Origin of the sequence: Nitrosomonas halophila (assembly GCF_900107165.1) — a bacterium.
Lineage (GTDB): Bacteria > Pseudomonadota > Gammaproteobacteria > Burkholderiales > Nitrosomonadaceae > Nitrosomonas > Nitrosomonas halophila.
Genome location: NZ_FNOY01000037.1, coordinates 1 through 19823, shown reverse-complemented (window position 1 = coordinate 19823; position 19823 = coordinate 1). Strand labels below are relative to the sequence as shown.

24 protein-coding genes are annotated in these 19823 nt (G+C 49.6%); 16 read left to right on the top strand and 8 right to left on the bottom strand.

The genetic code is table 11. From position 1 onward, the window contains the following. The first annotated feature begins 124 nt into the window (after nt 1-124). From BLV85_RS09290 to BLV85_RS09275, 4 genes are all read left to right on the top strand, one after another. On the top strand, nt 125-745 hold the full coding sequence (locus BLV85_RS09290) for a phage tail protein (RefSeq protein ID WP_090414544.1): 621 nt from the start codon (nt 125-127) through the stop codon (nt 743-745). Between the two features lie 178 nt (nt 746-923). After that, nucleotides 924-1904 carry a tetratricopeptide repeat protein gene (locus tag BLV85_RS09285; RefSeq protein ID WP_090414542.1) on the top strand — a complete coding sequence of 327 codons (981 nt, stop codon included), beginning with the start codon at nt 924-926 and terminating at the stop codon, nt 1902-1904. 134 nt (nt 1905-2038) lie between these two features. Continuing rightward, nucleotides 2039-2608: an SPOR domain-containing protein gene (locus BLV85_RS09280; protein WP_176973995.1), complete on the top strand. Its 570-nt coding sequence runs from the start codon at nt 2039-2041 to the stop codon at nt 2606-2608. Between the two features lie 291 nt (nt 2609-2899). Further along, complete coding sequence (locus tag BLV85_RS09275; RefSeq protein WP_090414539.1) at nt 2900-3469, top strand: hypothetical protein; 570 nt, start codon at nt 2900-2902, stop codon at nt 3467-3469. On the opposite strand, the gene BLV85_RS15215 is transcribed toward BLV85_RS09275, so the two are convergent. After that, the gene (locus BLV85_RS15215; RefSeq protein ID WP_176973994.1) at nt 3466-3678 is read right to left on the bottom strand and encodes a hypothetical protein; all 213 of its coding nucleotides are present in this window, start codon (nt 3676-3678) and stop codon (nt 3466-3468) included. The genes BLV85_RS09275 and BLV85_RS15215 overlap by 4 nt on opposite strands. Before the next feature lie 100 nt (nt 3679-3778). On the opposite strand from BLV85_RS15215, the gene BLV85_RS09270 reads away from it, so the two are divergent. Then, a complete protein-coding gene (locus BLV85_RS09270) occupies nt 3779-6154 on the top strand; it encodes a fatty acid cis/trans isomerase (RefSeq protein ID WP_090414537.1) in 2376 nt (791 codons plus the stop codon). 158 nt (nt 6155-6312) lie between these two features. Here the strand turns inward: BLV85_RS09270 and BLV85_RS09265 are convergent, their stop codons facing one another. The 4 genes from BLV85_RS09265 to BLV85_RS09245 all read right to left on the bottom strand — a co-directional run bounded on the left by BLV85_RS09265 (nt 6313) and on the right by BLV85_RS09245 (nt 9325). Continuing rightward, a complete protein-coding gene (locus BLV85_RS09265; RefSeq protein ID WP_090414536.1) occupies nt 6313-6792 on the bottom strand; it encodes a nucleoside deaminase in 480 nt (159 codons plus the stop codon). Between the two features lie 21 nt (nt 6793-6813). After that, the gene (locus BLV85_RS09260) at nt 6814-7791 is read right to left on the bottom strand and encodes an isoaspartyl peptidase/L-asparaginase family protein (RefSeq protein ID WP_090414534.1); all 978 of its coding nucleotides are present in this window, start codon (nt 7789-7791) and stop codon (nt 6814-6816) included. A gap of 543 nt (nt 7792-8334) precedes the next feature. Then, nucleotides 8335-8574, bottom strand: coding sequence for an FmdB family zinc ribbon protein (locus BLV85_RS09250; protein WP_090414529.1), 240 nt, complete (start codon nt 8572-8574; stop codon nt 8335-8337). 97 nt (nt 8575-8671) lie between these two features. Continuing rightward, nucleotides 8672-9325, bottom strand: a complete 654-nt coding sequence (locus BLV85_RS09245; protein WP_090414526.1) for a beta-class carbonic anhydrase — start codon at nt 9323-9325, stop codon at nt 8672-8674. A gap of 405 nt (nt 9326-9730) precedes the next feature. On the opposite strand from BLV85_RS09245, the gene BLV85_RS09240 reads away from it, so the two are divergent. From BLV85_RS09240 to BLV85_RS09230, 3 genes are all read left to right on the top strand, one after another. Then, nucleotides 9731-11293 carry a sigma 54-interacting transcriptional regulator gene (locus tag BLV85_RS09240; protein WP_090414524.1) on the top strand — a complete coding sequence of 521 codons (1563 nt, stop codon included), beginning with the start codon at nt 9731-9733 and terminating at the stop codon, nt 11291-11293. 462 nt (nt 11294-11755) lie between these two features. After that, nucleotides 11756-12145, top strand: coding sequence for a septal ring lytic transglycosylase RlpA family protein (locus tag BLV85_RS09235; protein ID WP_090414550.1), 390 nt, complete (start codon nt 11756-11758; stop codon nt 12143-12145). A gap of 380 nt (nt 12146-12525) precedes the next feature. Then, nucleotides 12526-13287 carry a methyltransferase family protein gene (locus BLV85_RS09230; protein ID WP_090414522.1) on the top strand — a complete coding sequence of 254 codons (762 nt, stop codon included), beginning with the start codon at nt 12526-12528 and terminating at the stop codon, nt 13285-13287. Nucleotides 13288-13585: 298 nt separating this feature from the next. Here BLV85_RS09230 and BLV85_RS09220 read toward each other — a convergent pair whose 3' ends face one another. Continuing rightward, nucleotides 13586-14221, bottom strand: coding sequence for an SOUL family heme-binding protein (locus BLV85_RS09220; RefSeq protein WP_176973993.1), 636 nt, complete (start codon nt 14219-14221; stop codon nt 13586-13588). A gap of 616 nt (nt 14222-14837) precedes the next feature. Between BLV85_RS09220 and BLV85_RS09215 the strand changes: the two genes are divergently transcribed. Beyond that, nucleotides 14838-15386, top strand: coding sequence for a c-type cytochrome (locus tag BLV85_RS09215; protein ID WP_090414518.1), 549 nt, complete (start codon nt 14838-14840; stop codon nt 15384-15386). Between the two features lie 95 nt (nt 15387-15481). Here the strand turns inward: BLV85_RS09215 and BLV85_RS15210 are convergent, their stop codons facing one another. Next, on the bottom strand, nt 15482-15631 hold the full coding sequence (locus BLV85_RS15210; protein WP_176973992.1) for a hypothetical protein: 150 nt from the start codon (nt 15629-15631) through the stop codon (nt 15482-15484). Nucleotides 15632-16385: 754 nt separating this feature from the next. Continuing rightward, a complete protein-coding gene (locus BLV85_RS09195; protein ID WP_143032319.1) occupies nt 16386-16670 on the bottom strand; it encodes a hypothetical protein in 285 nt (94 codons plus the stop codon). Between BLV85_RS09195 and BLV85_RS09190 the strand changes: the two genes are divergently transcribed. From BLV85_RS09190 to BLV85_RS15205, 7 genes are all read left to right on the top strand, one after another. Next, nucleotides 16669-17028 carry a hypothetical protein gene (locus tag BLV85_RS09190; RefSeq protein ID WP_090414509.1) on the top strand — a complete coding sequence of 120 codons (360 nt, stop codon included), beginning with the start codon at nt 16669-16671 and terminating at the stop codon, nt 17026-17028. The genes BLV85_RS09195 and BLV85_RS09190 overlap by 2 nt on opposite strands. Nucleotides 17029-17073: 45 nt before the next feature. Further along, the gene (locus tag BLV85_RS09185; protein WP_090414507.1) at nt 17074-17307 is read left to right on the top strand and encodes a hypothetical protein; all 234 of its coding nucleotides are present in this window, start codon (nt 17074-17076) and stop codon (nt 17305-17307) included. Further along, the gene (locus tag BLV85_RS09180; protein WP_090414504.1) at nt 17304-17741 is read left to right on the top strand and encodes a hypothetical protein; all 438 of its coding nucleotides are present in this window, start codon (nt 17304-17306) and stop codon (nt 17739-17741) included. The genes BLV85_RS09185 and BLV85_RS09180 overlap by 4 nt, the downstream gene beginning before the upstream one ends. Before the next feature lie 60 nt (nt 17742-17801). After that, on the top strand, nt 17802-18209 hold the full coding sequence (locus BLV85_RS14890) for a hypothetical protein (protein ID WP_176973991.1): 408 nt from the start codon (nt 17802-17804) through the stop codon (nt 18207-18209). Between the two features lie 139 nt (nt 18210-18348). After that, nucleotides 18349-18765 (top strand): antirestriction protein, encoded by a 417-nt coding sequence (locus tag BLV85_RS09175; RefSeq protein WP_090414502.1) that lies wholly within the window; start codon nt 18349-18351, stop codon nt 18763-18765. A 405-nt stretch (nt 18766-19170) separates the two neighbouring features. Continuing rightward, nucleotides 19171-19446: a hypothetical protein gene (locus BLV85_RS09170; protein ID WP_090414500.1), complete on the top strand. Its 276-nt coding sequence runs from the start codon at nt 19171-19173 to the stop codon at nt 19444-19446. 72 nt (nt 19447-19518) lie between these two features. Next, entirely contained in the window at nt 19519-19671 is a 153-nt protein-coding gene (locus tag BLV85_RS15205) for a hypothetical protein (protein ID WP_176973990.1), read from the top strand. The last annotated feature ends 152 nt before the right edge of the window (nt 19672-19823 follow it).

The window sequence follows — 19823 nt, the reverse complement described above, 5'->3', positions numbered from 1 at the left end:
AACGACTATTCGCCTCAAATGATCGAAAAATCCTGCTCAACCAGCCTCGCCCTCGCTACGATCGCTATTCTCGGACAGCCTCTTGGGTTTTCCAGATCTTACAATTGAAAAGGAGTCATTCGTGATGCAATGTCATCGTCGTTCAGTCGTATCCCTCGCAGTCGGCATTGTGCTGTCATCCAGCGCGCTGGTCAGCAATCCGGCTTATGGTTGCAGTGCGGAACCCATGCTTGCCAGTCTGTGTGTGTTTGCGGGCAATTTTGCGCCCCGCGGCTGGGCGCTTGCACAAGGCCAGATAATGGCCATTTCCAGCAACACCGCCCTGTATTCGCTGTTGGGCACCACCTACGGAGGCAATGGCCAGACCACCTTTGCTCTGCCTGACACCAGAGGACGTGCAGTGATCGGCGCGGGTCTGGGGCCAGGCTTATCGCATTATCAGCTTGGGCAAACGGGTGGTGTTGAGCAGGTTACCCTTACCGAAGCACAGCTGCCTGCCATCAGGCCGACCGCAACGGTCCATGCGCTAGGCAGCGCCGGTAACAGTGATAATCCGGGCAATCGTGTTTGGGCCTCGGTGGGGCGCCAGAATATTTATTCAGACGCAGCGCCCAATGTCACTATGAGCCCCGGTGCGGTCAGTATCGAGCCGATCGGGGGCGGTCAGCCGCACGAAAATCGTTCGCCTTACATTGCGATGAACTGGATCATTGCAACCCAGGGCATTTATCCAACCCGGGAATAGCAGCGGGTTCCATGCTTTGCCCAGGCTGCCGGGCATTGTTGCCTGGCAGCTTGGTTGTGATGGGCCGCTAAACTTTTTCCAGTTTCAACGCGGCGCTTGAAATGTTCCTGGTATATGTGCAGTGGTAGCTACTCTCGTGCCAGGGGTGCGTTTGTACCTTATTTAATTGATTCAACTTATGCTACTAGATAAAGCGAAAAACCGTGGCCGGGCATTTTGCATCATCCTGGGCTGGTTGTGGGCTGCGGCATTGAGCGCTCAGCCGCCCTTGCATCAGGATGAACTGGCCCGGGCGCAACAATGGTTGGCCGAAGGCCGCTATGCCCAGGCGTTTGAAGTGTTCCAATCCTATGCTCAGGAAAAGCAGCACCCGCTGGCCCAGTTTACATTGGCGCTTTTTTATCAGCTGGGCTGGGGCAGGGACGTAGACGAAATACAGGCCTGCCAGTGGCATGGCAAAGCGGCGGAAAAAGGTGTGCCGGCAGCCAATCATTTTTTTGCCGAATGTCTGCACCATGGCATCCACCAGCCGGCAGATTATCCAGCTGCCATGCACTGGTATCAGCAAGCGGCCAATCTGGGCCATGCCATTTCACTGTGCGCGATTGTCGAGCTGGTGATGCAAGGAAAAAGCCCAGAGACAAACCGGCAAGAAGCGTTGCAAGCATGTGAAGCTGTCGCGGCAGCAGGTTCGATTCCTGCCCAATTGCAGCTGGGGCGATTGTATCTGATGGACGAATCCTCTCTGCGTGATCCGCAAAAAGCAGCTACCTGGTACGGCTACGCAGCGGAAAAGGGCTCCCCGCAGGCGGGTTACCATCTTGGTATGATCCACCAGGACATATTCGGCGACAGTGCACGCGCTTTATATTGGTTTGAGACTGCCGCCAGCCAGGGATACATTCCCGCCTATTACCCGACAGCCAATTTGTATTTCATGGCACCGGTCTCAGACAAGACCGGCATGCCCAGGGCGGACAACCTGGCCAAAGCCTATTTATGGCTCTTGGCAACCGAGCGGCAATCCGCGCAGGCGCATGAGTTGCAGGCTGTTGGCCAGATGCTCGGAGCACTCCGGCAAATCATGCCCGCAAGCTGGGAAGCGGTGCTGGATCAGAGAGTTGCGCAGCACTTGCAGACCCATCATCCAATCAAATGATTAATGGCCAGGGCTGAGGGCTGTCTGGTTTTGAAGAGGGGGGGCAATCAGCGTGCAGAGTGGCGCTGGCCGGGCTTGTTTTGGGTCAGGCAAGCGGGTTATCCTGCGCCGCAACGCATATGACCCGGCCTTCGATGTCGAAAAAGAGCTGCCTGAATCTTACATTGTGGACGTCAGGTGTGTTGTATCTCCTGAGCAGTCAAGCCACCTGCGCTCAAACCGGTCAGGCGAGTGATATTCAGGCGCAGTACCAAAAGCTGTTCATTGAACAGCAGCAGGCATTTGAGCGCCAGCGCAGGTTTATCCTGCAACAGCGCCGGGAAATCGACCAGCTCAAACAGGAAATCGATCAGCTGAGCGGGCAACCGTTTGCGCCCGCAGTAGACGGTTTACATCCCGGATATGGCCAAGCATGGCTGCAACGGCTCGATCCAAAGAGCTTTACCTTGCAGCTATCGGCATCGGTCCAGGAGAAAGCATTGCTCGATCTGGTTGCGGAGGAAAACATTACCGAGGCATATGCCATCTATTTAAAAACGGTTAATGGCAAGCGGTGGTATGTCCTCGTTTCCGGTTGCTATGCTTCAAATCGGGCTGCATTGCAGGCGATCGCAAATTTGCCGCCCAGCTTGAAAAAGAGCCAGCCCTGGCCAGTGAGCATCCGTTCTATCCTGGCTCAACTCCAGGAAGCTGCCCGAGGATAGACTGATCTACTGCGGACGAACCTGCCAGGCTGGATTTTTCGATCCTTTTCGTTGAATAGAACAACTATTCGCCTCAAATGATCTAAAAATCCCGCTCAGCCAGCTGCGCCCTCGCTACGATCGCTATTCTCGGACAGCCTCTCAGTCAACGGGTGCCAGAACCAATTTTCGCTCAATCTGTCTTATTGTGTAATGTCATGCCGGGGAAGGAAGCGTGGCCATTTGGAAATACGCCCTCGTCAGGATAGCAAAAGAACGATTATTTATTGGGCTTCTACAGGAGAGCTGGCTATGCTCAGACAATCAATACGATCAACTGTTGGGTTCTTCGCCGTGCTAGGCATGTTCTACACAGGCATGGCGCTGGGACATGAAAATATCAATCCGGAAGATGATATCTGTGTGCGCAAAGGAGGTGAAAATATGGTTCGCCTGAGCGCATACCAGCCTCAGAACAATCTGTTTGGGGAAACCTGCGAGGAAATCCCGGCGGCAGGCGAAACTTATCTGGTGGTGGATCTGCTCGATCTTGCCATGCGCGATATACCCGTGAGCTTGAAGGTGTTTCGTGGCGCTGCTAACGAAGGCGAGACCATTGCCCAGGTGGATGCCAGCTATCATCCAGATGGCGTGATCAGCGGTGTCGGCATGCTGGATAAAGGGCTTTATTCACTGGTGGTGACAGCTGAAAGCGTGCCGCCGATGAATTATCACTATCAGCTACGGGTGGACATGGTGGACTACGGCAAGATCGCACGCGCCTGGACAGGTCCCGCAATCGTTCTGCTGTTCTTGTCCTGGCTGGTGTATAACTTCCTGCAATCCAGACGTTGGCGCTCCATGCTCGATCATTACCGCTAATCGAGAAAGATGCGCTCGGTTTCTCGAACCGGGCCAGTAACATAATAATAAAAAATAATAAAAGTACTGACCTCCGGCAAAAAACCGGAGGTTTTTTTGTTCATGGAAAGAGAAATAAAAGCAAATTTAGTGGAAGCAAGATAAAGTGAAATGTATGAACTTGGTTTGGAGGTGGTTCTTATTTTTCCTGACTCTGGTTTTTTAGGCACAAGAATTGTTTGTGTCTTCGAGCATAGGATTGTGCCTCCAGACAACGGAATTGTTTGGTGATTCCTGAATTTACTCAATCAGATTAAAAGGGTTCTGCCGATGCGTATATCTCGACTGTTACTGTATTTGTCGGGTTTCCTGTTTTTGTTGTTTTTATTTCATGATTTCGATAATTCACTATCGGACAGTGGCCTAGCATCCGCTTCGGCTGTTCTTCCCGCACCTGCGGAGCATTCTGTTTCCTTTACCGAAGAAATTAAGCCGATTCTTGAAAGTAAGTGCTTAGCGTGCCATAGCTGCTTTGATGCGCCCTGTCAGCTCAAGCTGGAAAACTCGTCTGGGTTGTTGCGCGGTGCTTTAAAAAAAGAAGTTTACGATGGAGTGCGCACCGAAGCGATGTTGCCTACCCGGCTGGGCATCGATGCGCTGACCGCTGCAGACTGGCGGGAGCGGGGTTTTTTTTCTGTATTACAGGCTGGAAATGAGCAACTGCCATCACTGATGCTCAGCATGATCACGCTGGCCAAACAGCATCCTTTTTCGCCTGGCAGCAAGCTACCCGATTCAGTCCAATTGGGAATTAAGCATCAGAATTATTGCGCGACTACCGAAGAGTTTTCCGATTTTGCGAATGACCATCCTGAAAGAGGGATGCCTTTTGCAACGACGGGGCTGACCGACCAGGAATTCTCGTTGCTGGCAGGCTGGCTGAAACAGGGGGCGTTTGTGCCTGAGGAAAAACTGATACTGACTGATGGCGAAAAACACGCTATTCATACATGGGAATCAATGTTCAACCGGGAAGACCTACGCGGCCAGCTTGTTGGACGTTGGCTGTACGAACATTTGTTCCTGGCTTATCTGTATTTTCCCGAGCTGGAGGGGGAGCCGCGCTTCTTTGAATTGCTGCGCGCATCCACACCTCCTGGTGAGGAAATAGAACCAATCGCTACCGTGAGCCCGAATGATGATCCAGGAGAGGTGTTTTACTATCGATTGAGGCCAGTTACCGGCACCATCGTACATAAGCGTCGTATCACTTATCCGCTTGATCGGGCGAAGCATCGGCGGATCGATGAGTTGTTTTTCAGTGAGCACTGGCCCATTGCGCAATTGCCGGGCTATACCTATGAGGAGCGCACCAATCCTTTTAAGACATTTGCAGCGATTCCAGCTTACGCGCGCTATCAGTTTATGCTGGATGACGCTGAATACTTCGTTCGCACCTTTATTCATGGGCCAGTATGCCGTGGGGAAATAGCGACTCATGTCATCCGCGATCATTTCTGGACAATTTTTCAGGCACCTGATTCCGATCTTTTTATAACCGATAGTGCTTACCAGCGTGAGGTTATTCCCTTGCTGGGCATGCCGGGACAGGATGATGATTTGCTCGATGCGGGAGAGAACTGGTTGCGTTATCTGACGCGCCGAAATGATTATCTGAAGAAGCGTGATAAACAGTATTCGGCACGTCAGCCATTGGGCGCTGCTCTTGCCCATGTCTGGGATGGTGGCGGTGAGAATGAGAATGCGCTCCTGACTATTTTTCGCCATCACAATAGCGCCTCTGTTGTGAGAGGGTTAGCCGGTAGCATTCCGCAAACATTATGGTGGATGGATTATCCACTGCTGGAGCGGACCTACTATGAACTGGTAGCTAACTTTAACGTATACGGTAACGTTGCCCATCAATTGCTGACACGGCTATACTTTGATTTGATTCGTAATGGCGCTGAGCATAATTTTCTGCGTCTGGTCCCTGCCGGGCAACGAAAGATGGTATTGGATGATTGGTATCAGGATTTGGGCAGTCTCAAATTTGGTATCGTTTATCAAGATATCAACGATACCTTGCCTTCGGCTGAGGTGCTTGCTTCGGGTAATCCCAAGAGAGAGCTGGCGCAACGCATTCTTGAGAATTTTCAGTCGATAAATACCATACCACACGATCCATTGAACCGTTGCCAGGAAGAAAGCTGCATGCGTTCCAGCCAACCGCTTTGGATGCAGCGGGCCGATAAGGCGTTGTCCAGGCTTGCCGCACGCCCTGCTTCCGAAATTGTCGGCATTACCCAGTTGCCGGAAGTGACTTTCGTGCGTGTCACAAATGACAGGAAAGTGCGTACTGTCTATACCTTGCTAAGGAATCGCGCACACAGTAACGTCGCGTTCATGCTTGGCGAGGCGCTGCGCTATCAACCTGACAAGGACAACCTTACTGTCTATCCCGGCATTGCCGGCAGTTATCCGAATTTCATTTTCGACGTGCCTGTTTCCGAGATTGAAAAGTTTTCCGCAATGCTAAGCCAAGCTGACAGCGCTAAGCCTTTCGAGGAAATTGTAATGAACTGGGGCATACGGCGTACCCATCCCCTGTTCTGGGATATTTTGCACGATATCACTGACTGGCAGAAGGCTCAGCAGCCTTTGTCAGCGGGTATATTCGATATCAATCGGTATGAGAATTTTTAGTACTCCGTTCCGCCAAACCGCTTACATGAAATCGCGCCTTCGCCTGTCATGCGTTGCTGCAAATCCTCGCCATAGCTACGGCTATGACTGCGGTTTGCGCCCAGCCTGGCAGGCGAATCCATCGATTTCATTTGTAAGCTAATTGACGGAACGGAGTACTAGTAATACTTTTTATCCGGTTTCACCGACCATTCTGAGAACACTTTCAGTGCATCCGGGCGGAGTAGCTGTTCCATCGGGATGTTGCGTTGGGTTTTATCCGCCAGGATTTCCCGGTAAATGAATTGATCGTCGAAGCCGATCTGTGCGGCATCGCAGCTAGTGCAGGCATAGAATACCTTGTCCGGGCGCGCCCAATAGATCGCCCCCAGGCACATGGGGCAGGGCTCGCAAGTGGTATAGAGTGTACAGCCTTCGAGCTGGAAAGTGCTCAAATGCTGGCATGCTTCCCGAATCGCCAGGATTTCGGCGTGAGCGGTCGGATCGTTGGTGGCAATGACCCGATTGTTCCCTCGTCCGATAATCACATCATTCTTGACAATGACGCAACCGAATGGCCCACCATCGTTTCTGTTGACGCCTTGGGCTGCAAGGTCGATGGCTTCCCGCATAAATCGCAGGTGTCGTGCTTCAGTCATGCCAGTATAAGCTTCCCAGATTCAAGGTAGAGAATGGGGCGTTTCATTGCCCGAGAAAATGCCGATATGTGCGATGCCATCGTTGCCGGTCATGCCCCGGTACATGCCGCTGGTATTGAAGCGCATGGCATAGTCGCCGTTTGTATTCAGTACGATCAGGCCGCCATCACCGCCGATAGCGGCGATTTCGGCCAGTGTGCCGTCGGCTGCTTCAGCGACCGGTTTGCGCTGCAGCTGCACCTGTGCAGCGGTATTGAAGGCGGCGGCAGCGCGAATGAACATTTCGCCGGTACCCGTTGCGGAAACGGCGACCGAGCGATTGTCCGCATAAGTCCCCGCGCCGATGATCGGCGAATCGCCCACGCGTCCGAAACGCTTATTCGTGAGTCCGCCGGTCGAGGTGCCTGCCGCAAGGTTGCCATGGCAATCCAGCGCCACAGCACCGACTGTGCCGTATTTGCCATCCTCGTCAGCTGGCGTATTGGAATCGGCGTCATGATCGAGCAGCACGCGCTCTTCGGCAATCGCTTTTTGCAGCTGGTTCCAGCGGAACTGGGTGTGAAAATAGGAAGCATCGACGATCTCGATACCTTGCTCGCTGGCAAAGGTTTCCGCGCCCTCGCCAATCAGCAGGACATGCGTACTCTTTGTCATCACCGCATGCGCAGCCTGGATTGGATTGCGAATCGTTCTGACGCCCGCAACCGCACCGGCCATGCGGGTGGCACCGTCCATGATCGATGCATCCATTTCATTGTGGCCAGCATGACTGAATACCGAGCCCTTGCCAGCGTTGAATACAGGGGAGTCTTCCAGCACGACGATCGCAGCAATAACAGCATCAACGCTGCTGCCACCGGCGGCAAGCACCGCATAGCCAGCCGCCAGCGAGGCCGCAAGTGCCTGCGTATAAGCCTGCTCGCGTTCGGCAGTCAGTTGATGGCGTTTGATTGCGCCAGCACCACCGTGAATGAGCAATCGGATCGGAGGAGTATTCATATTGATCAAAGGGAATTCCGGTCAGTCGTCTAAGTTTAGGGCATTGCGGTTATTTGAGTTTTATGCTTGTGAATTTGACAGGGTGAATGAAATGGCACTATTGAGCGTACCATTGATTGGGTCGGTGATGAAAGGGCAGATAGCAGGCTTTATGAAGTTTGAGGCATTGTGCGCATCAAACAGATCCGTGGTGCAGGCAACCTGAACAGGCCGTTGAAGAACTATCTGCGTTGACGCTGCAGTGTTAAGAACCAGCTTAAAAATGCTTATTTATATAGTATAAGCTGCGCTTTTTGTCTGTTTCTGTCTTGTACCGACTGGCTTGAAAACGATTGTTGTGGCCTATTAAGTGATTCATCACACTCTATAGTTTTGCTAGGAGACTGTCCGAGAATAGACTGATCTACTGCGGACGAATCTGCCAGGCTGGATTTTTCGATCCTTTTCGTTGAATGGAGCCACTATTCGCCTCAAATGATCGAAAAACCCCGCTCAGCCAGCTTCGCCCTCGCTACGATCGCTATTCTCGGACAGCCGCCTAGGCTAATGATGTCCGCAGCCGCACCCCGGCGCATGTCCGTGTGTTTGGTCGGATTTTGGCTGAAGTGAGCGCATGGCTAGATCTCGCCCGCGCGCCATGTTGCCATGCATGGCGGGGGCGGAAAGAATCACTTTCTCTGCTATGCTCCTACATTCCGGGCAATCTGGGGTGGGCGCATTGATTGATTGGCGTATTTCGAATTGCAGTTTGCATTGTGTGCACTGGTAATCATAGGTTGGCATTTGGAATTCCTGTTCTTGTATGGGGGATTTCTCAGAAATGCTGGGACGTGATCGCCTGTTTATACCAAGCGGACACGTTCCCGGATTTAGTCTTGAATTAGCTCCAGCGAGGTGGTTGTTTCTCATTGACGCCGAATTGAGTGGAGGTGACATCGGTTCTGGCCCGCTTTTCAGGGTCTCGGGTGGGTGCTCTCAACCGGCGTGTCTCGACCTCCCAGATCCAGCCACTGATGGCCACATCCTTGGGGATGAGAGGATGATTTTTGAATGTTTCGATGGTCTTCATACAAGTTTCATCCACGTCATCCATCATTCCGATCCACTTGGCGAATGCGCCTTTCTCCAGCTTCTGCTCAGGCAGTGTCGGGTCCAGTGTGATATTGTCCGGGTCGATTCCCTTGTCTCGAAAAGCCTTTTCCAAATCGGCCGCATTCGCCGACAGCATGCCGCATTGCGTATGTTGCACGATGACGATTTCCTTGGTGCCAAAGAAATTGCAGGTCAGCATCGCCGAACGGATCGCATCATCGGTGACAATTCCACCGGCATTGCGGAAACAGTGCGCATCGCCATGTCCGGCTGGTGTGTCTACATGAATGCCGAGTGCTTCGTCTACTGGCAGGCGTTCGTCCATGCAGGCAAGTACCCATAATCTTAGGTTGTTATGTCCAGCCGGTCCATGGCGGCGGCGCTGTGCCCAGTGGTCATATGTGGCAACACGTGTACTTAGTTCATCTTTGAGCGTTTTCAATGTTGAGTCTCCTCGGTAATGGGCTATAGTTTTAAATGCACCCTTAAGTAATCTACTTTTTGTGATAGACCCTAAAGGGATTCATAACGGATATTTAACAGACCGTTAAGAAATATCTGTGTGCCGTTACGGTGTGATAAAACGGGTTCAGAATGCTCATTTGTTAAGCATAAAGCGCGTTATTTCGTCTGCTCTTGCATTCGGCTGCTTCGAAAACGTTATTCAACGCCTGTTAACCCGTGCATCAAACTATTTTCGATGCAATAAAATTACATGCAAATACCATGCCACCGAGAATTAATAATTTTTACCATTAATTACAATTGGTTGGTTGTGAGTTGTTGCTACATTAGTGTAGCTGTGCTTCAATTTATGAAGTTACACTTCAAAAATTATCCGTAGACTATGAACAAAAATCCTCTCGCTGAATTAACACCGGTTTTTTTTCTACAAACTTTTATTCTTGAGCTGATGCATGCCAGTGAACAACAGGGGCAAAAGCATTGCGAGCAGTTGATTGAACATATCGCCAAAACTGCCGGATGCTTTTTTGAAGAAACTTACCGGGAGAATACTCATAAAAGTGGGCAGCTCGATAGTGAAAGCTATACTGAGCTCATACTCGGCATCAAAAACAATATTGGCAGTAAATTTTCACTTGTTTCCAGTAATCCGGACTGCATAACGGTTACCAATTCCCGTTGTCCTTTCGGCGAGCAAGTTGCCAACTTTCCAGAATTATGTCGGATGACCTCCAGCGTATTCGGGGGAATAGCAGCCAGAAACTTCGGTTATGCTAAGGTTGAGATCAAAAAAAGCATAGCCCGCCAGGATGGCCAATGTGATGTATGTATTTATACCAATCCGCATGCAGCAAAAGGGCATGCCGGAATGGAATATACCGACACAACGCCGGTTAAGGAGGTTAATGATATCAATGAATTGCAGTGTCGAATTGAAACAAATATGCAACGGCTCTGGCACAAACAAAGCAGACAAGCAGCAAAGAAGCATCAGTCTCCTGCAATCATAGCAAAATCACCAGTGATGCAGAAAATACTGCAATCGATCGAGGTTATTGCGCCGACTGTGGCAACAGTGCTAATCCAGGGGCAAACCGGCGTGGGTAAGGAGCTGATAGCACGTGCCATACATGCGATGAGTGAGCGCTATCATAAACCGTTCATCGCTATTAACTGCGGAGCAATCCCGGAAAGTCTGATTGAAAGTGCCTTGTTTGGGCATGAAAAGGGCGCTTTTACCGGAGCCATAGAGGTACACCAGGGCTACTTTGAGCGAGCCGATGGCGGTACTCTGTTCTTGGATGAAATCGACTCATTGTCGCCAGCGGCACAAACTCGATTGCTTCGCGTTATCCAGGAAGGAGAGCTGGAAAGAGTTGGCGGCAAACAAACGTTAGCGGTCGATGTCAGGATTATTTCGGCAACCAATCAAAATCTGGAGAGTCTCGTTAAACAGGATTTATTTCGTAATGACTTATACTACCGCATCAACGTAGTCCGTTTAAACATCCCTCCCTTGGCCGAGCGGCCGGAAGATTTGCCTTACTTGGTGCAATTGATTATTCAGCGATTGAACAAGCGCTATAACAGAGGGGTTGAGTCCGTGAGCCGTGAAGTCATGCGGAAAATCCGGGCTTATCATTGGCCAGGTAATGTTCGTGAATTGGAAAATATTCTTGAGCGCAGTATTCTGTTCGCCAGTGGCAAAGAAATGACCGAGCTGGATTTGGAGCTTCCAGATAAAGCCAAAAGTGTTGTTGAATGGAAAGGCGTAAAAGAACATGCGCTTGCCAAAATAGAGCAATCCTTCCTTGAGACCGCGTTGAAACAGAATCATGGAAATATAAAAAGAGTTTCTGAGGATATGGGAATTACCTCGCGAGCTGTCTATGCCAAACTCAAGAAATACCAAATGAATTTAGCGGATTTTCGTATCCCGGATTGAAAACCATCAAGTATATCAGGGACAGGTCGCGGACCAAGAATAAAAAAACAAAGACAGAGTCTAGAATTATGAGTCATTGTGAGCAATAGTCCCGATCACCGCTCTTGTTTTTCTTGATTCGCGACCTGACCTTAATGTCCGTTCTGCCAAAATTCATCCGGAACAGCAGGTTCAATGCATTTCGAAGCCTTTCCAAGACACCACGAAAGAATTGACCGCTCGAAAAAGACCGGGGAAAATCGGGAAGATGTGGCGATATACGGTTTGTCATTGACGCCACACACTATATTTCATCAAAAACAAAGATTCTTGAGTTCCGCGGATTTATCTGACTGGAAGCGGCCAATGTAAAGATTGGCCATGCACGTCGCCCGGCTCGGATGCGCTTTTCACCCCATTTTGTGCGCACCGGCTGGCTTGGCGCTATGTAGAATCATTTTGGAAAATCAAGCAGCTATCAGCATGAATGTCATTTTGGTAAAACTGCCGCTTTTCGTGTTGTTCTTGGCTATGTCCGGTTGCAGTACAGTTCAGTCTGGTACGGGTGGGGACTGGATCGGCTATTCCGAATCGGGTCTGGCTTCTTTTTATGCGGATAAACACCAGAATAAAAAGACAGCCAATGGTGAGCTGTATAAGCATGCTTTAAAAACAGCCGCGCATAGAAGATTGCCTTTCGGTTCAAATGTAAAGGTTACGAATATCAATAACGGTAAAAGTGTGGTTGTGAAAGTAAATGATCGCGGGCCTTTCGTTAAAGGCCGCATCATCGATCTTTCGAAATCGGCTTTCAGTATTATTGGTAACCCGTCGTCGGGTTTGATCAACGTGAAAATTGAAGTGATCCGATAGCGCATGGCAAGCCGTTCAGGTCGGCGGTGCTTTGTGAAGACTCCGGAACAAGGCGCGCATTTCAGATCAGTGTTTGAATCACCTCAATCTAACCCACCATGAGGCACAGGGGACTTGTGGCGAGTTTTTTTCTGCTGTTTGGAGATGAAGCCCGCGCTTCGATATGAGTGTTAAAGCTATCCGGGCTGGAATGCAGAAAAGACAGGAAAGGAGAAAGACGATCCAAATATGCCCTGACAACAGCAGCCGTTAGCCAGATCCTCGCCTAACATCGCAGCGTACAACTGGGGATTTTATCGATTGCATGCCACAACAGTTGGGGGTATTGTTCTCAAGAGTGGCAATCACGATTCCGCATCTGGCTTCAACACATTACTGGAATGAATGGCGCCGATATGCAATCCGCAACCAGGCCAGCTATATTGTTTGGCGTATTTGCCATGGCTTACGCGCTGGCTGCGTATGTTGCCGGTTCTGCGGCATTGTTCTGGTTTTTCCTGGCATCCACTGATCTGGCGCCTTATTCATTGTCTGGCATGCAGGCCGGAAGTCCGTTTGTCGCCCTGCTCATCAATATCTGCCTGGTGCTTTTGTTTGCGCTGCAGCACACCATCATGGCAAGAAAGCGTTTCAAGCAAAAATGGACCCAGGTCATTCCCGCGCATCTGGAGCGATCGACATTTGTCCTGGCCGCAGGCGCAGCGATGGCGTTGATGTTGTGGTATTGGCAAGCACTTCCAGGCGTTGTGTGGTCGATCGAGCATGAATACGCGCGGATTGCGATACGCGGCCTGGCTTTCTTTGGCATAGCCTATGTATTGTTCTCGACACTGGTTGCGAATCATTTCGAGTTGCTGGGATTGCGCCAGACTTGGCTATATGTGACCGGCCAACCTTATACAGCGGTGGATTTTAGAAGGCAGTGGGTTTATCGCTACAGCCGCCACCCCATGATGTTGGGCTTGTTGATTGTTTTCTGGGCAACTCCCGACATGCCGGCTAGCCGGTTGGTCTTGGCTATATTGCTGACTGTTTATACCTTCATAGGTATCTCGTTCGAAGAACGCAGCCTGATACAGGAGTTTGGCGAGAAATACCTGGACTATAAGAAAGAAATCGGCAGGTTCTTCACCTTCCGTTGACAGGTTTAGCGCTCTGTGCGGTTTCCTGTGCAAAGTACGTGTCGGAGCAAATAGCGCAGAAAGGAGGACGCTGCCCTTTCATCACCAGAACCATGGCAATGCCTTTTGGAATGAGGTGGATAAGGCCATGCTGGATTGCCGGACGCGAAAAAAATGGTTGAGAAAACATGGCGCGGACTTGGCGGTGTGGAGCGCAGGAAGAGGAGTTGGCCGCAGTGCATCAAGCCCGGGATGTAACGGCCGGGTGCTCCCTTTGCCTTGAGTGCGTCACCTGATGCCGGTGTGTCCTGCGTAGGGCTTATTCCTTGACCGGAATCATGATCTCGTTTCTGCGCAAGAACGGGATCGTCCAGGGCGGGTTGTAGCTGGCGACCTTGTATGCCTTGGCGTTGTAGATATAGCCTTTTTCATCCAGCCATTTGATCAGTTCTTCACGCATGGCCTCGACTTTTTTTCTGCTCATCAGGCCGGAAAATCTCAATGCCGCTATTGTCTGCGGCTCGATTTTCTCCAGGAAGACCTGCTGATTGGTGGGTGCCGGTGCGGTTTCGAATGTGAATGCCGAAGGCAGGTGAAAGGACATCTTCCAGCCTTCCGCCGCTTCGGCGATCAGGACCGGTGCGGTCATGTCTATTTTCTGCCCGCTTTCCTCAATCAATACGGGAGCTGTCATCTCGACTGCCTGACGCGCAATATTTTCGCCGGAGATGTAATTGAACAAGCGTCGAAACGAGGTGCTGGTGGCCTCATCGAAATCCCCGCTGCTGATGGTGCTGGCAAGGACAAGTGGAGAATATTCCCGAATTTCAATCGCTTCCTCCTGCAACACGATAGTGTAGGGCGCTTTTTCGACACCCGATTCACCAAAAACAGAGCAGGCTGTCATGCCGATCAGGCCTAGAGTGGCGCCAAAAAATCTTGCTAACTTATGCATTGTTTTTATGTGTCTCTGAGCTATTTTCAGTTTCGGCGCGGTGCATGAAGTGTGCCCGGTGACAGTAACCGCCGTGCTTGGAGTGCGTTTGCGTACCGCAAAACCGGTTTGAATGTTATTGTACAGTTTAACCTGAAGTCTTTGCTTGTCAGAGTGTGCTGAGAAAATGGGCATAAAACTCGTCGTTAATGAAAATTCTTCTTGAATATATCGCATGAAATCAGTTGCTTGCAAGATGCTTCTTGAGAGAGCAGCAACTGAAGCGGCGAGTTTCGCTCGCGCCCAGGGGTGGAGATCGTAAATCGGAAGATTATCGACGGACAGCTTCCTAGTCTAACCCTGTTGATTCGGATTGTCAGGGCTATCTGGGTGAGATTCGTAGCTTGGCCGAGATATAGTGCCATATTTGGAGATAACGGATTCTGAGTGCAAGTATATTTCATCTGTCACCGCTTTAAAATGGGTCCAAAACACTGATGGGAGCGCTTGTTGAGCTTATGCGCTGTAGTGAACAATAGTTGTCGCCTTTTGTCATTCAGGTATGTGGCAGGAATCCATGTCGTTGAGGTAAGCGATAGCATATCATTCAACATCTATCGTCACGGGAGGAATAAGAATGAAATCCTTTATCATCATATCTATCATGGCAGTCGTGCTGGTATTGTTTGCGCTAGGCTCCGGCGTATATAACATGGCCGCAACAGAGAAGCACTGGGCTGTCACAGAAAAGTTTATTACTTGGGTTCGAGAAAGCTCTATAAAGGTACGTGCAGAGGAAGTGGAAATTCCTGAGTTGGACGAGGAGAATCTGCTTGGGAAAGGTTTCGTGCATTTTGACGCCATGTGCACCGAATGCCACTTGGCTCCGGGTAAACAGCCTACCGAATTAGCACAAGGCCTTTACCCCGAAGCTCCCGTGTTTCATGATAGAGCTCCCGTAACGGGTGAGGTGGAAAAACAATATCTCTTAAAAAAATACTTCTGGGTAATCAAGCATGGCATCAAAATGACTGCCATGCCTGCTTGGGGCGTAACGCATAGCGATGAATCAATTTGGCAACTCGCCGCATTTATTCTTCAGCTTCATGGCATGACTCCTGAACGTTACGCAGAGTTTGCCGAATCGCATGGTGATCATCGTCATCAGTACGATATTCATCACTAAGAAGCTGTTTGGGAATTCCAATCTCAGATCAGATTGCTCAACGCTGTGGCAACTGTAGCGTTATTGTTACCGAAAAGCATCTGGATGGCCGCGGCTCATTGGGCCTCGCCAAGACGGCGGTTGAAATTGCAGATGGCCATTGTTTTCTGCCGTCTTTGCGAGCACAGCGAAGCAATCCAGTGCGACGTCAGCTTGGCTTCGATACCGAGTCGCTTGCCAAGATACTTGCGGTTTGAAAAAACCATTCGTATCCACATACGTCATACTATATACGGTACGATCACTCAAGTTCAGCATTTCCAAGCAGCTTCTAAGACAATCGAGATAGGTGCACATGTCTTCTACAAACCTCCCGACGGTCAGGCAAAATAGAATGGCTATGCATTATCTGCATAAAAAACATCAAATCAATGGAGTTGAAAAGCTTAACGTGTAGTTAATTCGTGATAAATCATTTGCTTCGATTTATTGGCCGAAATTTGCTGTCTACTGCGTCAGAAATATAACCGGAAGGTGATATAAGCGCGTGATCGATGCGTATGGGATAAATAACAATTTTGAAAAGCTGGCTCCCCGACCAGGGCTCGAACCTGGGACCTGCGGATTAACAGAAGCAGGAACAGTCAAATCGATGCAGAGTAATTCGAAGATTTAGAAGCAGTTTTTTTACTTCTTTCCATCAAGCCAACAGAAACCGAACTACCCCCGAACCTAGCCTGTTCAAAACGCGCCTCTGCTCCCTGTTTTCCGATGAAAATCATCGAGTTGCCCGCGTCCTCTCCGAACCGACCCCGAGCTGCGCCCAGAAAACCCAACGCGTTCATCAAGTTTTAGACAGCTGCCAGAGCTGGTCCAGAACTGCGCATTCTGGCTCCGTGCCCTCGCCCGATGGGGGCAAGCCATGCCCACGCTGAAATCGCTCCACAACGACCAACTCTGCGTGCCGGTGGAGCGTCCCGGCGAGTCCCGCAGTCCGGTCCGATGCGGCTCCGAGCACAATTACCGCGCCAGCCGATTTATTTGCCATTTCCCCCTTCGTGTTTTTGGGAATCCATTCATTTCTCTCACAGCAAGATTTCCAAGAAGCTTCACCATTGCAGCACTTCCTGAAACATCCTTCCATTCTTCACCTGCGCAAAAATAATCTGATCTAACAACAACAAGAGCTTTCGGCGACGCTATGGGCTCGATAATCTGAAAGCGTCGTAATCCTACAAAAGCGCCCACGGTCATTAATTGGCCCTGGGCGTTTTCTTTTTCAACGTTCACAAAGGAGGCAATCATGCTCATCATCCGCGATCCCACATCAACCAGCACCATCAACGATCCAGGCATTCGCAATCTGGCTGAAACGCGATTTTCCCAGGTTCTTGGTGGCGAAACATACGACTACAACCAGCATGGCTACATGATCGTAGTGGAACCCACTGACAGCCTTCGCGACCTGGAAGCGGAAACCTGCTGCGCTATATCCGATGATCCCATGTTTGAAGTATTGGAAGAGCATGAGTGCTGTTATGAAATGCTGTTCATCCACAACGACGAAGGATTCGCCATAACGTTATTCATTCCCAAACACAACATCGATGCGGATTTGCTGAAGCTGTGTACTCAATATGCAGTACCGGCAACCGTGAAGTAGATCCAGTCATTTCTCTCGGCAATACCTTTCTATCTGGAGGCATTCATGCCAACACCCATAAAGCCACTCGTGGCCGAAATGGTTACGAAGCTCAGTCCTGCGTTGCGAGAAGACTTCGAAGAACGTGCGGCAATCGTGGAGTTCGATGCGGAACTGCCGCGTGACTATGCCGAATGCCTGGCTTTGCTTGATGTGCTGAACCGGCATCCATGTGCGCTGTGTCCCGTTGCGCAAAACCAACCATCATATATGAAACAACCAAAAGGAGAAACGCAATGAAACCCAATGCAAAAGAACAGCCAGATTCTAATATAAACATCGTCAAAGTCGATTCCTGTCCATCGCTGACCGGCAAATCCACACTGACATACCATATTGGCTGTAATGCTGAATCCGAGATTCAAATCCGCGTGCATGCCAATACTGGCGGAGGATATTTCAGCAAGGAATGGATTGAATTCAAAGTGATTAAAGAAACACTTGAGAAGCAAACCAAACCTTTCAGCTCCAGGCTATTGAAGCCATTATTTCACGGCAAATCATCTAATACACCGGCATTCCTGCTGGCAGCTTTAAGACACCTGGGTGTTATTAAGGACGGCGAGAAACGCAGCTATGCCTGCGGGGATATCCCCAAGTTTGTTGCCGAAACCAAATCGCTGGCTGTTGCAGAAACATCCGCCAAGAAAGTCAAAACCCACCGTGCTAGCTGAAGTACAGCGGTACACCTTTTCTCACATCCATAAATCCACACCCTGCAAGCCAATAACGGCTTGACCATACACCGGCGGAGCAAGACCGACCGTATTCCGAACCCGCTGCACACTGATCCTCGACGTAGGGGTTTCAATGACCTTCCTCTATTTGGCAGTGCTTTGCCTGATTTGCTTTGCATTCAAATCCACAAGATCGACCGGCATTGCAGGCATGTTTCTGCTGTTCATTATCAATTCCAGGTTTATGGCGCTTCTGCTGCTTTGGAGCGTCATTTTTTATTTCTTCATTCGCAAGAATACTTAAAGGAGTTTTCCATGACTTACCAAAACTATCTTATCGATGCTGTCAATTTAATACTGGACTGGGATATTCCAGATGAAGCACTGGTTGATGCAGTCATTGCACAGGCCGGCCTGATGGCTGGAATCAGTCCTGATGACATCACGGTGCTTTATCCTGACTGACATCAAACATCTACTGCATCTTTTCTTTCTCTACCTACACCTCCCCATTCCCTTTTTCCCAGATAGACATGATGATATCGCTAACCATGCGAGGATTTCGTGCGTCTGGGAAGGGTGTGGGTATTACAGGAGTTCAGCCATGAATCATGCAAACATTACCCGTCAACGTATCGCTGAAGATCAACGCATCAATCATACTGCTGCTATTTTCGGTGTGCGTTTCTCACTGCAACTTGAGCCTTCCATCTATCGCATTGCTGAAAGCATTGCTGCTGAATACGATGGCGGTTATTGGGAATTCTACACACTCAGCAACGGCGGGTTCTATATGGCACCGGTTGCCTACGAACAGTTTCAGGTCTGTTGTCAGAACGGCTTTGAAGGCAATCTATCGGCCGATGCTCTAGGTATTACAGCCTGTCTGTACGTCTACAGTTTTCTGTCATTCAGCGGTTACGAAGCATTTGCTCAGACCTGTGCGCAGCAGTATCACTGGTTGCGGGAGTATATGTTGGATCATCCCGAAGCACAGGCAATTCTGGGGGCTATCGACTGATATTTCCCGGGCATGGCCAGAAAAAAGGGGGGAAGGCGGGAAAGGCGGCGAGGAAGCCAGGCACCGGTGCACCACCTTCTCCACCTTTTCCACTTTTGTTCCGCCATCAGCACGAAATGTCTGAGCTCGGGCGGACCTCCAGCAGCATTCCAGAGCTCGGGGTTTGATAAGTGAAGGATGCTCCTCAATTTCACGTCATGTACTTTCGTGCAATATTTTTTTCAGTCATTCCGGATGTACTTTCGTGCAATATTTTTTTCAGTCATTCCGGAATAAAGTGCTAGCCAGTAGCCTTTCCTTCAGCATACTAAAAATCCAGAATAGGAAAAGTCTTTTGGGTGATGGTATTCACGGAATCAATCAGGAAATCAGCAGGGTAGTTTACAGACAACAGGAGAATCCTGAATGCTTAGAATTGTATTAGTTGCTGTATTGATGATTAGCTTTATCCCATTTGGAAGTGCTGATAAGGGTAAAAATGAAACTCGCATCTATCAGACAGATTCGATTGGTACTATCAATACCAATAAGCCTTCACATGTCATTCAAAAAGATGGGCGTGTTTTACCCACTGATAGTATAGGAACAAGGGATAGCAATAATCCGAATCAATACAGAATCATTGAAGATCGAATCTATGAGACAGATTCTCTGGGTACGGTCAAGCCTGATAAATCATAGAAGACCAAATGATAGTTCCAATCGCTTACTCCATTCCAGACATCACTACTTCATCATAAACAAGAGATAACAATGGGATACGGAGATATTATCTTTTCAAGATTAAGAAAAGCGACTAAAGAAGAGAAAGAAAAAAAAATATCCAAAGCGTTACGAATACCTATTCGATATCTAAAAGAGTTAAAGGAGAAAGAACCGAATTTATTATTACTACCTTCCTATTGATGATTCTTTCACCTCCTGCTGATCAACCGACATTCCCCCGGATGAGCTGAAAAAAAAGGCTCCTCGGCAGAATTTGTGGGTAACCGAAAGCGCCTTTTGTAAGACCATGGCCGGTGATAGTGGAGCACCCCGCCCAATCTCTGAGAAGATGA

Coding starts and splice junctions, on each gene's coding strand:
- BLV85_RS09180 (WP_090414504.1), top strand. CDS start 17,304: ATGAAACCCAATGCAAAAGAACAGCCAGATTCTAATATAAACATCGTC.
- BLV85_RS09275 (WP_090414539.1), top strand. CDS start 2,900: ATGCTCAGACAATCAATACGATCAACTGTTGGGTTCTTCGCCGTGCTA.
- BLV85_RS09290 (WP_090414544.1), top strand. CDS start 125: ATGCAATGTCATCGTCGTTCAGTCGTATCCCTCGCAGTCGGCATTGTG.
- BLV85_RS09215 (WP_090414518.1), top strand. CDS start 14,838: ATGAAATCCTTTATCATCATATCTATCATGGCAGTCGTGCTGGTATTG.
- BLV85_RS09250 (WP_090414529.1), bottom strand. CDS start 8,574: ATGCCAACCTATGATTACCAGTGCACACAATGCAAACTGCAATTCGAA.
- BLV85_RS09270 (WP_090414537.1), top strand. CDS start 3,779: ATGCGTATATCTCGACTGTTACTGTATTTGTCGGGTTTCCTGTTTTTG.
- BLV85_RS09220 (WP_176973993.1), bottom strand. CDS start 14,221: ATGCATAAGTTAGCAAGATTTTTTGGCGCCACTCTAGGCCTGATCGGC.
- BLV85_RS09280 (WP_176973995.1), top strand. CDS start 2,039: ATGTCGAAAAAGAGCTGCCTGAATCTTACATTGTGGACGTCAGGTGTG.
- BLV85_RS09190 (WP_090414509.1), top strand. CDS start 16,669: ATGCTCATCATCCGCGATCCCACATCAACCAGCACCATCAACGATCCA.
- BLV85_RS09230 (WP_090414522.1), top strand. CDS start 12,526: ATGAATGGCGCCGATATGCAATCCGCAACCAGGCCAGCTATATTGTTT.
- BLV85_RS09260 (WP_090414534.1), bottom strand. CDS start 7,791: ATGAATACTCCTCCGATCCGATTGCTCATTCACGGTGGTGCTGGCGCA.
- BLV85_RS09265 (WP_090414536.1), bottom strand. CDS start 6,792: ATGACTGAAGCACGACACCTGCGATTTATGCGGGAAGCCATCGACCTT.
- BLV85_RS09235 (WP_090414550.1), top strand. CDS start 11,756: ATGAATGTCATTTTGGTAAAACTGCCGCTTTTCGTGTTGTTCTTGGCT.
- BLV85_RS09195 (WP_143032319.1), bottom strand. CDS start 16,670: ATGATTGCCTCCTTTGTGAACGTTGAAAAAGAAAACGCCCAGGGCCAA.
- BLV85_RS15205 (WP_176973990.1), top strand. CDS start 19,519: ATGGGATACGGAGATATTATCTTTTCAAGATTAAGAAAAGCGACTAAA.
- BLV85_RS09285 (WP_090414542.1), top strand. CDS start 924: ATGCTACTAGATAAAGCGAAAAACCGTGGCCGGGCATTTTGCATCATC.
- BLV85_RS09185 (WP_090414507.1), top strand. CDS start 17,074: ATGCCAACACCCATAAAGCCACTCGTGGCCGAAATGGTTACGAAGCTC.
- BLV85_RS09170 (WP_090414500.1), top strand. CDS start 19,171: ATGCTTAGAATTGTATTAGTTGCTGTATTGATGATTAGCTTTATCCCA.
- BLV85_RS09240 (WP_090414524.1), top strand. CDS start 9,731: ATGAACAAAAATCCTCTCGCTGAATTAACACCGGTTTTTTTTCTACAA.
- BLV85_RS15210 (WP_176973992.1), bottom strand. CDS start 15,631: ATGGTTTTTTCAAACCGCAAGTATCTTGGCAAGCGACTCGGTATCGAA.
- BLV85_RS09175 (WP_090414502.1), top strand. CDS start 18,349: ATGAATCATGCAAACATTACCCGTCAACGTATCGCTGAAGATCAACGC.